This is a genomic window from Kitasatospora sp. GAS1066B, assembly GCF_041262605.1.
Lineage (GTDB): Bacteria > Actinomycetota > Actinomycetes > Streptomycetales > Streptomycetaceae > Kitasatospora.
In genome coordinates this window covers 1-13,499 of sequence record NZ_JBGCCO010000025.1, presented here as the reverse complement: position 1 = coordinate 13,499, position 13,499 = coordinate 1, and the positions used below count along the sequence as shown (strand labels likewise).

Annotated in this window: 12 protein-coding genes; 2 read left to right on the top strand and 10 right to left on the bottom strand. The window is 72.8% G+C overall.

All coding sequences use genetic code 11. The features are described from left to right. Positions 1-17 precede the first annotated feature (17 nt). The 7 genes from ABH937_RS25965 to ABH937_RS25935 all read right to left on the bottom strand — a co-directional run bounded on the left by ABH937_RS25965 (position 18) and on the right by ABH937_RS25935 (position 7,596). Positions 18-704, bottom strand: a complete 687-nt coding sequence (locus ABH937_RS25965; RefSeq protein ID WP_280691496.1) for a response regulator transcription factor — start codon at positions 702-704, stop codon at positions 18-20. Beyond that, positions 701-2,062: a sensor histidine kinase gene (locus ABH937_RS25960; RefSeq protein WP_370219655.1), complete on the bottom strand. Its 1,362-nt coding sequence runs from the start codon at positions 2,060-2,062 to the stop codon at positions 701-703. Before ABH937_RS25960 ends, ABH937_RS25965 begins: the two co-directional genes overlap by 4 nt. A 345-nt stretch (positions 2,063-2,407) precedes the next feature. Beyond that, complete coding sequence (locus ABH937_RS25955) at positions 2,408-3,250, bottom strand: ABC transporter permease (protein WP_370219654.1); 843 nt, start codon at positions 3,248-3,250, stop codon at positions 2,408-2,410. Then, entirely contained in the window at positions 3,247-4,227 is a 981-nt protein-coding gene (locus tag ABH937_RS25950) for an ABC transporter ATP-binding protein (RefSeq protein WP_280691493.1), read from the bottom strand. Before ABH937_RS25950 ends, ABH937_RS25955 begins: the two co-directional genes overlap by 4 nt. Positions 4,228-4,382: 155 nt before the next feature. After that, complete coding sequence (gene fabG, locus ABH937_RS25945) at positions 4,383-5,141, bottom strand: 3-oxoacyl-ACP reductase FabG (protein ID WP_370219653.1); 759 nt, start codon at positions 5,139-5,141, stop codon at positions 4,383-4,385. A 14-nt stretch (positions 5,142-5,155) separates the two neighbouring features. Further along, on the bottom strand, positions 5,156-6,343 hold the full coding sequence (locus tag ABH937_RS25940; RefSeq protein WP_370219652.1) for an acetyl-CoA C-acyltransferase: 1,188 nt from the start codon (positions 6,341-6,343) through the stop codon (positions 5,156-5,158). Between the two features lie 104 nt (positions 6,344-6,447). Continuing rightward, a complete protein-coding gene (locus ABH937_RS25935) occupies positions 6,448-7,596 on the bottom strand; it encodes an acyl-CoA dehydrogenase family protein (protein WP_370219651.1) in 1,149 nt (382 codons plus the stop codon). Between the two features lie 141 nt (positions 7,597-7,737). On the opposite strand from ABH937_RS25935, the gene ABH937_RS25930 reads away from it, so the two are divergent. Further along, on the top strand, positions 7,738-8,472 hold the full coding sequence (locus tag ABH937_RS25930; protein ID WP_370219650.1) for a TetR/AcrR family transcriptional regulator: 735 nt from the start codon (positions 7,738-7,740) through the stop codon (positions 8,470-8,472). A 5-nt stretch (positions 8,473-8,477) separates the two neighbouring features. Here ABH937_RS25930 and ABH937_RS25925 read toward each other — a convergent pair whose 3' ends face one another. Together ABH937_RS25925 and ABH937_RS25920 are read right to left on the bottom strand one after the other, a co-directional pair. Then, positions 8,478-9,587, bottom strand: a complete 1,110-nt coding sequence (locus ABH937_RS25925; RefSeq protein WP_370219712.1) for a nitric oxide synthase oxygenase — start codon at positions 9,585-9,587, stop codon at positions 8,478-8,480. A 264-nt stretch (positions 9,588-9,851) separates the two neighbouring features. Beyond that, positions 9,852-11,387 (bottom strand): APC family permease, encoded by a 1,536-nt coding sequence (locus ABH937_RS25920; protein WP_280691488.1) that lies wholly within the window; start codon positions 11,385-11,387, stop codon positions 9,852-9,854. A 200-nt stretch (positions 11,388-11,587) separates the two neighbouring features. Between ABH937_RS25920 and ABH937_RS25915 the strand changes: the two genes are divergently transcribed. Next, positions 11,588-12,301 (top strand): TetR/AcrR family transcriptional regulator, encoded by a 714-nt coding sequence (locus tag ABH937_RS25915; protein WP_280691487.1) that lies wholly within the window; start codon positions 11,588-11,590, stop codon positions 12,299-12,301. 83 nt (positions 12,302-12,384) lie between these two features. Here the strand turns inward: ABH937_RS25915 and ABH937_RS25910 are convergent, their stop codons facing one another. Beyond that, positions 12,385-13,182, bottom strand: coding sequence for a TIGR03084 family metal-binding protein (locus ABH937_RS25910; protein WP_280691486.1), 798 nt, complete (start codon positions 13,180-13,182; stop codon positions 12,385-12,387). Positions 13,183-13,499 lie beyond the last annotated feature (317 nt).

Below are 13,499 nucleotides of genomic sequence, written 5' to 3'. Positions count from 1 at the left end.
GTTGCGCCGCCGGCGGCTCAGCGCTCGGCGGCCCGGTCCGGCTGGGGTCGGGTCAGGCCGAGGTCGTAGGCGAGGATCACGGCCTGGATCCGGTCGCGGGCACCGATCTTCGCCAGCACCCGGCCGACGTGGGTCTTGACCGTGCTCTCGGAGAGCACCAGGCGCTCGGCGATCTCGCCGTTGCTCCAGCCCTGGCCGATGGCCAGCAGGATCTCGTGCTCGCGCTCGGTCAGTGCGCGCAGCCGCGGATCGCTCGGCTGCTGGTCGGCCGAGTGGGCGGGCAGGCGGTGGGCGTAGGTGTCGAGCAGGCGTCGGGTGAGCCCGGGGGCGATCACGGCGTCGCCCGACGCCACCGCCCGGATCCCGGCCAGCAGTTCCTCGGGGAGGGCGTCCTTGAGCAGGAAGCCGCTGGCTCCGGCGCGCAGTGCGGCGTGCGCGTATTCGTCGAGGTCGAAGGTGGTGAGCACCAGCACGCGCGAGCGGCCGCCGGCGGCGACGATCCGGCGGGTCGCCTCGATGCCGTCCATGCCGGGCATTCGCACATCCATCAGCACGACGTCCGGACGCAGTTCGGCGACCTGCCGCACGGCCTGGACTCCGTTCTCCGCCTCGCCGAGCACTTCGGTGCCGGGGGCGCTCTCCAGCAGCATCCGGAAGCCGAAGCGCTGCAGGGGCTGGTCGTCGACGATGACCACGGTCGTCATGACGCCGCCTGAACGGTGGGAGCGGCCGGCTGGCCGAGGGGCGCGGGATCGAGTACGGCTTCCACGGTCCAGCCCCCGCCCGGGCGCCTGCCCGCGGTCACCCGCCCGCCGTACAGGGTGGCGCGCTCCTTCATTCCGGTGATGCCCTGGCCGTCCCCGTCCCCGCTGCCGTCCCCGTTCGCGTTCCCGTTCGCGTCGAGGCCGGTGGTGGCGGGAGCCGCGCCGCTGGCACGGCCGCTGTCCTCGATCCTGATCCGGATCTCGCGGTCGGTCACCCGCAGCGTGAGCTTCGCGCTGGTTTTCGGGCCCGCGTGCTTGAGGGTGTTGGTGAGCGCCTCCTGCGCGATCCGGTAGACCGTCAGCTGCAGCCCGCGGTCCAACGCCTCCACGTCGCCGACCGTCCGGTAGGTGACCTCGGGGCCGGCCGCTCGCACCCGCGCGCAGAGAGCCGCCAGATCGGCGACGCCCGGCTGCGGGGTGAGTTCCGGACCGTCCGTTCGCTCCTCGCGCAGCACACCCAGCATCCGGCGCAGCTCGCCCAGGGCTTGGCGCCCGGTGCCGGCGATCAGCTGCAGCGCCTCCTTGCTGCGCTGTGGAGCGACCTCGGCGGCGTAGGCGCCGCCGTCGGCCAAGCCGATGATGACGGACAGGTTGTGGCCGATGATGTCGTGCATCTCGCGGGCGACCCTGGTCCGTTCGGTGGCGGCGGCCAGCCGGCTGCGCTGGTCGCGCTCGATCTCCAGCCGTGCCGCGCGTTCGCGCAGCGCGGCCAGGTAGGCCGTGCCGACACGTAGCGCCAGACCCAGGGCGGCCGCCGCGGTGGCCGCGCAGCACAGGAAGAAGAGCGCGACGAGCGGGGAGATCACCACCGACACCCGGGCGGCGGCCAGCAGCAGCGCGGCCGCCGTCGCCGCGCCCACCCAGGGCAGCCGCCGCAGGCGGTCGTGCCGGGCCACGCTGTACAGGGCCAGGAAGAGGGCGATGTCGGCGTGCAGCCACACGTTCAGCGACCACTGCGCGACGAAGACGGCCGCGATGGCGGCGAAGACCGCGGTGGGGCGGCGGCGCCGCCACAGCAGCGGCAGTGCCAACCCCAGTTGCAGGCCGACCACCGCACCCACCGGCAGACCGTTGGCGTGCACGATCCCCGGCCGGTTCTCGCCGTGCAGCAGGTCCGGCAGGCCGAACAGCAGCAGGACGGCGGTGACCAGCGTGGCGTCCAGCAGCCAGGGCCGGGCCCGGTCGGATCGCTGGAGCCGCCGGCACACCCGCATCAGACCGGCCACCAGGGGGTGACCCCAGATCGGGTCCCCCGTGTCGCCGTCGAAGGCGGTGGGCGCGGTGGTCGCGCTGGTCATGGGTGTCACCCGTCCATCATCGCAGCCTGTCCGTCATGCCAGCCGCAACCGCAGAGCGCAGTCGGCAGCGCGACGGCGGCCCGGGGGCCGGGGGCCCCCCCCCCCCCCCCCCCCCCGCGGGGCGCCCCCCCCCCGGGGGGGGGCGCCCGTTCGGGCCCCCCGGGCCCGGAGCGGGGGGGGCGCGGCCGCGGCCCCCGGCCCGGGGGGCCCCCCCCGCCCCCCCCCCCCGCCCCCCCCCCCCCCGGCCGCGCCCCCCCCCCCCCCCCCCGCCCCCCCCCCCCCGCGCCCCGGGGGGGGGGGGGGGGGCCCCCCCCGGGCCCCCGGCCGCCGTCGCGGTCGCGCCGGTCAGGCGTCGGCGCGCTTGAGCCGGTACGCGGCGCCGGCCAGCGCGAGCGCCGTCCAGAGCCCCAGGACCAGCAGGCCCATCCCGGGGGAGAGGGTGTGCGCGTCCTGGTGCAGCGCGTACATCGAGTCACCGGCGTGGCTGGGCAGGTACTGGCTGACGTTGTTCTGCCAGCTGGTCGGCAGCAGCGTGATCAGCCCAGGGACTAGCAGTAGGGTGCCGACCAGGACGGCGATGCCGCCGGCAACGGAGCGCAGCAGCGCGCCCAGGGCCACGCCGCACACTCCGATCAGGGCCAGGTAGACCCCGGCCATGACCAGGCTGCGCAGCACCCCGGCGTCGGAGAAGGTCAGGGCCGCCCGGGTGCCGGAGACGATGCCGCTGCCGAAGCCGAAGGCGGCGAACGCGCCGACGATGCCGACGACGAAGGCGACCAGGGCGAAGACGGCGGCCTTGGACCAGAGCACCGGCAGGCGCCGCGGCACGGCGGCGAGGGTGGAGCGGATCATCCCGGTCGAGTACTCGCCCGCGGCGACCAGCACGCCCAGGACGCCGACGGCAAGCTGGCCGAAGTTCAGCCCGAACAGCGAGAGGCTGACCGCGTTGGCCGCCAGCATCTCGGGGGCGTCCATGGGGTTGCCGGCCGTGATGTTGACCTTGTAGCGCCAGGCCCGGATCAGCCCGAAGAACAGGACGAAGACCAGCGCCAGCGTCAGCGTGATCCAACTGGAGCGCAGCGACCAGAACTTGGCCCACTCCGAGCGCAGCACGCGGGCCGCGGTGACCTTGTAGGCGGGACGCTCGGCGCGCACGGGGGCGACCTGCGTGGTGGTGGCGGTGCTCATGCTGCGCTCCCAACGGGCTCGGCCGTCTCGGTGTTCTCGGCGGGCTCGGCGGTCTGCAGGCTCGGGGCGGTGGTGTTGCCGTGGTACTCGACGGCGTCCCGGGTCAGCTCCATGAACGCCTCCTCGAGCGAGACGCCCTTGGTGGCCAGCTCGAACAGCGCGATGTTGTGCTCGGCGGCCTTGAGCCCGATAGCCCGTGCCGCCAGCCCGGTGACCAGGAGTTCCTCGGAGCCGGAGCGTCCGGTGATGTCGACGCCGGGACCGGCCAGCACCTCGCGCAGCCGCGCCGGGTCGGAGCTGGCCACCTTCACGGTGTCACCGCCGGACTGCCGGATCAGGTCCTTGACGGTGGTGTCGGCCAGCAGGCGGCCGCGCCCGACGATGATCAGGTGCTCGGCGGTGAGCGCCATCTCGCTCATCAGGTGCGAGGAGACGAAGACGGTGCGGCCCTCGGCCGCCAGCCCGGTGAGCAGGTTGCGGATCCACAGCACGCCCTCCGGGTCCAGGCCGTTGACCGGCTCGTCCAGCATCACGGTGGCCGGGTCGCCCAGCAGCGCGGCCGCGATGCCGAGGCGCTGGCCCATGCCCAGCGAGAAGGCGCCCGCGCGCTTGCGTGCCACGGACTGCAGACCGGTCAGCTCGATCACCTCGTCCACCCGGCGGCGCGGGATCCCGTGGGTCAGCGCCAGGGTGTTGAGGTGGTTGAAGGCGGAGCGCCCCGGGTGGATCGACTTCGCCTCCAGCAGCGCGCCGACCTCCTGCAAGGGGGCGCCGTGCTCGGCGTAGCGGCGGCCGTTGACGGTGACCGAGCCGTTGCTCGGCGCGTCCAGGCCCACGATCATGCGCATCGTGGTCGACTTGCCGGCCCCGTTGGGGCCCAGGAAGCCGGTCACCATGCCCGGCTTCACGGTGAAGTCCAGCCGGTCAACGGCGGTCTTCTCCCCGTACCGCTTGGTCAGTTGCTGCGCCTCGATCATCGGGTGTTCCCCTAGCCTCGGGCCGACGGACGTTCCGGCCGGCGTCAAGCTCAACGCTAGGAGCCGCAGGCCCCGAAACCGTGGTACTCCAGGGCTGAAGAGTGACCGGCCCGTAGTACCGAGGTACTACGGGCCGGTCCTCCAGGTCGAGGCGGTCAGCGCGCCCCGCCGTTCACGTAGAGCGTCTGCCCGCTCACGTACGAGGCCTCCTCGCTGGCAAGGAAGGCCACCACCGCGGCGATCTCCTCCGGTCGGCCGGGGCGGCGCAGCGGGGTGCGGGCGGCGACCTCGGCCTGGTGGTCCTCGGGGCTGGCGCCGACCCGCTCGGCGGTGGCGGCGGTCATGGCGGTGACGACGTAGCCGGGAGCCACCGCGTTGACGTTGATGTTGAACGGGCCCAGCTCGATGGCCAGCGTCGCGGTCAGGCCCTGGATACCGGCCTTGGCCGCGGCGTAGTTGGCCTGGCCGCGGTTGCCGAGGGCGGAACGCGAGCTGAGCGAGACGATCTTGCCGTACTTCTGTGCCACCAGGTACTTCTGCGCCACGTGGCTGCAGTTGTAGGCGCTGGTCAGATTGACCGTCAGGACGGCGTCCCAGTCGGCCTTGGGCATCTTGAAGAAGAGGTTGTCCCGAGTGATCCCGGCGTTGTTGACCAGGATGTGCAGGCCGCCCAGGTCCTCGACGACCTTGGCGAAAGCGTTTTCCACGGCGTCGTAGTCGCTGACGTCGCAGGCGTAGGCGCGGGCCGTGCCGCCCTTGGCGGTGATCGCGTCGGCGGTCTGCTGGGCGCGCTCGGCGCTCAGGTCGAGGACGGCGACGGTTGCGCCGTCCTCGGCCAGCAGCTTGGCGGTGGCGGCACCGATGCCCTGGGCGGCACCGGTCACGACGGCGACCTTGCCGGTGAAACGTGACATCTCCGATTGCTCCTTCAGCTGTTCTCGATCAGGACTGCGCTGCCCTGACCCACGCCGACGCACATGGTGGCCAGACCCCGGCGGGCGCCGGTGCGCCGCATCCGGTGCAGCAGGGTGGTGAGGATCCGGGCGCCCGAGCCGCCCAGCGGGTGGCCGAGTGCGATCGCACCGCCGGTCGGGTTCACCAGCTCCGGGTCGATGCCCAACTGGTCGATGCTGGCCAGTACTTGGGCGGCGAAGGCTTCGTTCAGCTCGGCTTCGTCCAGGTCGCCGATCTGCCAGCCGAGGCGGGAGAGCGCTTTCCGGGTGGCCGGCACCGGGCCGATGCCCATCACGTCCGGGTGCACGCCGGCCGAGGCGCCGGCGGCGTAGCGGCCCAGCGACTCCAGGCCGAGCTCGCCCAGCGCCTGCTCGCTGACCAGCAGCAGGGCGGCCGCGCCGTCGTTCATCGGGGACGCGTTGCCGGCGGTCACCGTGCCGCCGGGGCGGAAGGCCGGCTTCAGCCGCGCCAGCCGCTCCAGGCTGGTGTCCTCGCGGATGCCCTCGTCCTGACTGACCGTCACCCCGTCCGGGCGGGTGACCGGCAGCAGTTCGGCGTCGAAGTGGCCGTCCTTGCGCGCGGCCGCCGCGCGCTGGTGACTGCGCAGCGCGAAGGCGTCCTGCCGTTCTCGGGCGATGCCGAAGCGGCCGGCCACCTCCTCGGCGGTCTCGCCCATGCTGAGTACCCCGTGCAGGTCCTTCATCAGCGGGTTGGTCAGCCGCCAGCCGAGCCGGGTGTCGTAGGTCGACATGGTGTGCGGCAGCGCTTCGTCCGGCCGGGCCAGCACGAACGGCGCGCGGCTCATCGACTCGCAGCCACCGGCTACCACGATCTCGGCCTCGCCGGCCGCGATGGTCCGGGCGGCCATGGTGACGGCCTCCAGGCCCGAGGCGCAGAGCCGGTTGACGGTGGCGCCGGGGACGCTGTCGGGCAGGCCGGCGAGCAGCACGGCCATCCGGGCGGCGTTGCGGTTGTCCTCGCCGGCCTGGTTGGCGGCGCCCCAGTAGACGTCGTCGATCCGGGCCGGGTCGAGGTTCGGGACCTCGGCGAGCAGGCCGCGCAGTACGGCTGCCGACAGGTCGTCGGGTCGGACGGTGGACAGCGCGCCGCGCAGCCGCCCGATCGGGGTGCGGCGGGCGGCGGCGAAGTAGACAGGACGCACTTCGTTGGGCTCCTCTACTGGGAACGGCTGGTACTGGGAACGGCCGGTACGGGAAACGGCTGGTACGGGAAGCGGCTGGCTCGGTCGAACGACCGGCTCGGTCGTCAGAACGCGTTGATGCCGGTCAGGGACCTGCCGATGAGCAGCTTCTGCACCTGGCTGGTCCCCTCGTACAGGGTCATCACGCGCGCGTCGCGCACCAGCTTGCCCACGGGGTACTCGTCGATGAAGCCGTAACCGCCGAACACTTGCAGCGCGTTGTTGGCCGCCCGGACGGCGGCTTCGCTGGCGAAGAGCTTGGCCGTCGAGGACTCGGTGGCGAACGGCAGCCCGCGCTCGATGTGGTCGGCGACCCGCCAGGTGAGCAGCCGGGCGGCGTCCAGGTCGACCGCGATGTCGGAGATCAGCTCCTGCACCAACTGGTAGGAGGCGATCGGCTTTCCGAACTGCTCACGCTCGGTGGCGTAGCGGACGGCGGCGTCCAGTGCGGCCTGGATGATCCCGACGCAGCCGGCGGCCACCGACATCCGCCCCTTGGCGAGCGCGGACATCGCCACCGAGAAGCCCTTGCCCTCGGCGCCGAGTCGGGCGCTGTCCGGCACCCGGACCTGGTCGAAGCTCAGTTCCGCGGTGGCCTGACCGCGCAGGCCGAGTTTGCCGTGGATCTCCCGCCGTTCGAGTCCTGGGGTGTCGGTGGGGACCAGGAAGGCGCTCACCCCCTTGTGGCCCGCCTCGCCGGTACGCGCGAAGACCAGTGCGACATCGGCCCAAGTCCCGTTCGTGATGAACATCTTGGTGCCGCTGATCAGCCAGTCCGCGCCGTCCCGCACCGCGCGGGTGGTCAGGTTCGCGGCGTCCGAGCCGGTGCCGGGCTCGGTGAGCGCGAAGCAGGCAAGCGCCTGCCCGTCGCAGAGCCGGGGCAGCCAGTGCCGCTTCTGCTCCTCCGTGCCATAGCTGTTGATCGACTTGGCGACCAGGCCGAGCGAGACCGAGACGATCCCGCGCACTGCCGAGTCGCCGCGGCCCAGTTCCTCCAGCACCAGGCAGTACGCCAGGTGGTCGCCGCCGCTGCCGCCGTACTCCTCGGGAATGGTCAGGCCGAGGAAGCCGAGCTTGCCCAACTTGCCGATGACGGCCCGGTCGACCGACTCGGCACGGTCCCAGTCGGTGGCGTACGGGGCGATCTCGCGGTCGGTGAACTCGGCGGCGAGCGCGCGGACCGCGGCCTGTTCCTCGGTGAGTGCCAAGTCCATCGGTCAGGTCCCTTCCTGGGGTCGCCCTGGGGTCCTTAAACTAGCGGTGCAAGTTTTTTGGACTCTAGCTCGGCCGCGACCCCGCTGGGAAGGGGCCCCTGCGAGAATGGCCGCCCCACCACCCGACCGGAGGAGCCCCCCATGGCCCGGCCCCGCACCCCGCTGCTCAGTCGCGAGCGGATCGTCGAGGCCGCACTGGCGCTGGTGGACGCCGAGGGGCTGGAAGCGCTTTCCACCCGGCGCCTGGCCGCCGAACTCTCGGTCAGCGGTCCGTCGCTCTACAACCACTTCGCCACCAAGGACGAGCTGCTCGACGCGGTGGTGGACAGCGTGATGGGCGAGGTCGACCTCGGCATGTTCGCCCCGGACACCCGGAGCGGCGGGGGCGCCGGGAGCGGCGGCGACTGGCGCACCGCGCTGCGCGACTGGGCCCGTTCCTACCGGGCCGCCCTCGCCGGGCACCCGCACATCGTCCCGGTACTCGCCCAAGGTCCCGGCCGGCGCCCGAACGCGCTACGGCTGGCCGACGCGGTCTACGGGTGCCTGGTCGAGGCGGGCTGGCCGCGTGGCCAGGCCACCCGGATCGGCGCGCTGATGCGCTACTTCATCACCGGCTCGGCGCTCGGCTCCTTCGCGGCCGGCTTCCCCGAGGACGTGCAGCTCTACGCGGGCGACTACCCACACCTGGGCGAGGCGCACCGGCTGGCCGAGCACCGGCGCGCGGTCGACGAGGGCGCGTTCGAGACGGGTCTGGAGGCGCTGCTGGACGGGTTGGCACTGCGTTTCGAGCGCAGCGGCACCGACCACAACGGCTCCGAGGCTCCGACCGCAACGGCACCGACCGCGCCCTCCCCGCACTCAGTCAGCGGGCCCTAACCGCCTCACCAGGGTTCGCGTGCCACGAACGCGGGCCGGGTCTCGGGGTCCACCGGGTCGTAGTAGCGGTGGAACACCGGCGTGACCCCGCCCGACACCGGCGGCACGATCCAGCTCCAGTCCGCCGGCGTCTCCCGCCCCAGCCGCTTCTCCTGGGCGATGTGCTTCAGGAACCGCTCCGACTCGGTGTGGTGGTCGGTCATCGTCACGCCCGCCACCTCGTAGGAGTGCAGCACGGCCCGGTTGAGCTCGATCAGCGCCCGGTCCTTCCAGAGCGTGCGTTCGTTGGAGGTGTCCAGGCCCAGCCGCCCGGCGACCTCGGCCAGCAGGTCGTAGCGGTCGGCGTCGGCGAGGTTGCGGGCGCCGATCTCGGTCCCCATGTACCAGCCGTTGAAGGGCGCGGCGGGGTAGCGGATGCCGCCGATCTCCAGCGTCTGGTCGCTGATCGCCGGCACGGCGTACCAGCGCAGGCCCAACGCGGCGAACCAGGTGTACTCGGGGTGGCTGAGCGGCACCTCCAGAGTGGCGTCGTCCGGCACTTCGTACCAGTACGGTCGCTCACCGGTCCGCTCCTGCACCAGCAGGGGCAGCACGTCGAACCGGCCCTCGCCCGGCTTCCACCCCAGATCGGCGGCCCGGGCGGCGAGTTGACCGCCCGCCGGGTCGCCGATCCAGCCGCCGTAGCCGTCGGGGTAGCCGGCGTAGCGGACCAGTTGGGCGTTGACGATCCGGGCGGCCGGACGGCCGGGACGGTCCGGGGCGAAGATGCTGATCATCGGGCGGATCCGGCCGCCGTTGGTGGCCAGCCGCAGGTGCTCGAAGCACTCCTCGGCGATGTCGTCGGCCGAGCCGACCTCGCGCAGGTCGCGGACCAGCAGGCTGCGCCAGTAGAGACGGCCGATGCAGCGGGCGGAGTTGCGCCAGGCCACCTTGGCCCCGAAGGCCAGTTCCTCGGTGGTGTGCCGGTAGGTGCCGGTCCGCGAGATCTCGTCCAGCACCTCGTCGAGCCGCGCCGTCGGGTCGCCGGCGCCCGGGATCTCCGCGTGGTACTGCCGGATGAACTCGCTCGCCCGGTCCGGATCGGTGAACGCGGGGGTGAAGAGGTTCGACGGCATCCGTCGGGCCTGCTCCGGGACCGTCGGCACGGCGGCCCATGCGGCGGTGGCCGGACGGTCGTGGCTCACCGGGCAACCGGGCGCGACTGGAGCGGGGGTGGGGATGGCCTTGCGGGCGCGTATCCGGTCGAAGATCACAGAGACGTCCTTTCCGCCCCTATGGATACCCGAAGCGGCAGCTCAGCGGCCGAGTGTGGGCAAACCTCGCACACATTCCCCTCGCGACACACTAGGCTGCCCCTCTTCAAGTAGATCTTGTGATGATCAGGTCAACGGGATGTTCGGTCGGCGCTCCTGGTCTGCCGGCCTGGCTGCCGGAGCCTGGTTCGCCGTCATGTGGTCCGCCGACATCCGGTCCTGCGGCCGCCTGACCAGCAGGTAGCCGACGCCGATCAGGGTGACCGTGCCCACGCCGATCAGGGCGGCCCACACTTGATACCACGGTGCCCCGGGCGGCGCCAGGATGGTCCGGGGCCAGCAGATGTTCAGCACCTCGCCACCGGTCCAGAGCACTGCCAGCGCGTTCAGCGCCGTCCCGAACCGCCCGTAGCCCACCTGGCCGGCCGGCCGCCAACTGCCGCGCACCCGGGCGATCAGCGCCGCCAGCGTGAGCAGGAAGAACGGCAGGAAGGTCGCCGCGCTGCCGAAGGTGATCAGGCTGCCCATCGCGGCGCTCTTCAGGCCCAGCGGCAGTGCCGCACAGCTGATCAGGGTGGTCGCGACCAGCCCGCCGATCGGTGCCTGGTGCCTGTTGACCTTGCGCACCTGGGCCGAGTACGGGAAGACGCCATCTCGGGCCAGCGAGTACAGGCCGCGCGCCGCGCCGCCCTGCGAGGCCATCAGGCAGGCGGTGAAGCTGACCAGGACCACGACCACGAAGGGCTTGGCCGACCAGTCGCCGAACGCGCTGGTCACCGCCGTGGTCACCGGGTCGAGGTCCTTGCCGGCCACAACGGCGGCCGGGTCGGGGTGGGCCAGCGCGACGCCCACCGCGTTCAGGATCACCGCCGCGCCCACGCTGAGCAGCGCGTACCACATCGCGCGCGGCACCTGGCGGCCCGCGTCCTTGGTCTCCTCGGCGGTCGAGACGCAGGCGTCGAACCCGATGAACGCCCAGCCGCCGACCGCGATCACGGCCAGGAAGGCCAGCGTGCCGCTGGTGCCGTTGGCCGACGGGGCGCCGAGCGTGTCGGTGAGAAGCGAGAGGCCGTGCTTGCGGAAGAAGAGCAGCAACGAGACCCCGACCAGCACCGAGGCGACCGCCTCGGCGGCGATGCCGAGCGAGACGAACCAGCGCAGGATGTTGATCCCGTAGGCGTTCACCAGCGCGCAGAGCAGCGTGAACGCGGCTGAGACCAGTACCAGTTGGGTCGCGGTGGGGGTGGCGCCGAAGAGTGCGAAGACCCAGGGGGAGGCCAGGTAGGCGACGGTGGTGTTGGCGAACATCACGGCGAACTGCCAGAGCCAGCCGCTCAGCCAGGCGAACGACGGCCGGGCCAGCCGCCGGGTCCACTGGTAGGCGCCGCCGGCCAGCGGCCACTGGCTGGCCAACTCGGCGTAGACGCACACCACCAGGGCCTGGCCGAGCAGGCAGATCGGCAGCGCCCAGACCCAGGCGCCGCCGTCGATGCTCATGCCGACCTGGGCGACCGCGTAGAGGCCGACCACGGGGGAGACCACCGCGAAGCCCATCGCGATGTTGCCGAGGATGCCCAGGCTGCGGCGCAGTTCCTGGCGATAGCCGAGGGCGGCCAGGCGTTCGCTGTCGCCGGTGGCCGGGGGCGTCGGGAGTTCACTCATACGGTCCGCCTGTGAGGGTCGCGAGGGAAAACTAACTTAGTTAGTCGGGGACCGTAGACCACCGACCCCGGCCGGCGGAAGCCCTCGACACCGGGCTGTAACCTGACGTCGACCGGACGGGCGCGACCTGCGACGGACGGGTGTCACGTGCGCCCGGCGGGTGTGAGGTGGACCGGACCGGTACGACGGGTGCCGGATGGATGCGTGGCCAGACGAGAGGGCGGGGCGTGGGGCGACCGGGCAAGGCGCTGCTGAGCAGGGAGGTCATCGCCCGGGCGGCGCTGGATCTGGTCGACGAGCACGGCCCGGCCGGTCTCACCATGCGGGCGCTGGCCGAGCGGCTCGGGGTCAAGGCCGCCTCGCTCTACAACCACGTGGCCGGTAAGGACGAACTGCTCGACGCGCTGGCCGAGCTGGTCAACGCCGAGATCGACCACGGTCCACTGCGACCGGGCGCCGGCGGCCGCAGTGGCGACGCCGGAGCGGCGGCATCGGAGCAGGACTGGCGCGCGGGCGTGGCGGAGTACGCCCGCGGCTACCGGCGGGTCTTCCTCCGTCACCCCAACACCATCGCGCTCCTCGCCCGCCGCCGGGTCGAGGCCGAGCGCCAGCTGCTCGGTTACGACGCGCTGCTCGCCGCGCTGCGCCGGGCCGGTCTCGACCCGGCGGACGCCGCCGAGGCCGCCGCCGCGCTCGACTACCTGGTGCTCGGCGCAGCGCTGGAGACGTTCACCGAGGGCTTCGCCCGCCCGGCCGAGGAGTACCGCAGGCAGTACCCGGACCTGGCCGAGGCGTTGTCCGCCTCGGCCGTCCGGGGCGGTGGCCCCGGCGACCTGGACGAGCGGGGATTCGAGCTGGCCCTGCGGTTGCTGCTCAACGGGCTCGTGCCCAAGGGTGGCAACGCCGCGCCATGAGCGGAAGTTGACTGGGCGTCACTTCGTGGTGAGGTTCCCGCCCGGGCGCCGGTCCTGCTGTAGGGGCGGTGGCTGACTTGTCGTCACATCTCGCGTGGCTCCCGCCCGACCCCCGGCGGGCCGGCGAAGACCTGGGCGAGCGGCACCCAGGCGGTGGCGACCGGGCCGGTCACCGTCAGTGCCAGGTCGTCCGGATGCCGCCGCTGGGTCACCAGGAGGCAGAAGTCCAACGCGGGTCCGGTGATCCGGTCCAGCGCCTGCTCGGGCCCCCAGGTCCACACTTCGCCATCCGGCCCGGCCAACTCGACCCGCACCGGCTCGGTCGGCACCGGCAGGCCGTGCGCGGAGAACGCGAAGCCGAAGGTCCGCACGCCCAGGTGCGCCACGTGCCGCAGCCGGGCGGTGGGCTTGCGCTCGACGTGGAGCGCTTCGGCCACGTCCTCGCCGTGCGCCCAGGTCTCCATGATCCGCGCGGTGGCCATCGAGGCGGCCTTCATCGGCGGGCCGAACCACGGCAGGCGGCTGCCCGGCGGCACCTCGGCCAGCGCCGCCAGCACCTCGGCGCAGCCGGTCCGCCACCGCTCCAGCAGTTCGGTCGGCGGCAGCGCCGCGCCGTCGGCCGCGCCCCGGTCCACGATCCCGTCGAACTCAACCGGGCCGGCCAGCAGTTCGACTGCCGCCGAATGGAACCCGGCCGGATCACGGACGGACCGCAGCGTCCAGTCGTCCGTCCAGGCCAGGTGGGCGATCTGGTGGGCGATGGTCCAACCCGGCGCGGGCGTCGGAGTCGTCCACCGGTCCTCGTCCAACGGCACCACCAGCGCCGCCAGTTCCTCGCTCTCGGCGCGCAGGTCCGCCAGTAGTGCGGCGATCTCGGTCATCTGCCACTCCCTCGTCTGTTGCCGCCGCGCTTGCGGCCGGCCCGTTGCGGCTCGCGCGCTGACGCGGCGCGGAACTCCACCCGGGTGGGCGCCCGGGAGCCGGTCGCCCGGATGCCGCCACTGTGACGCGACTGATCGCTCGCGCGCCAGACCGCGCGCCGAGCCGGTGCGTCAAAGCCTGTGCGGCTGCGCGCCCGGCAAGATCCGTAAGAGAGGTCCTAAGGCCAATACCGGTGATTTAGGTCGTTTTCCGGCTGGTCGGGCTGGCTCTGGTGGGTGCGACCAGCCGGACGGTTGGAGTGTCGGGTGCCGTCGGG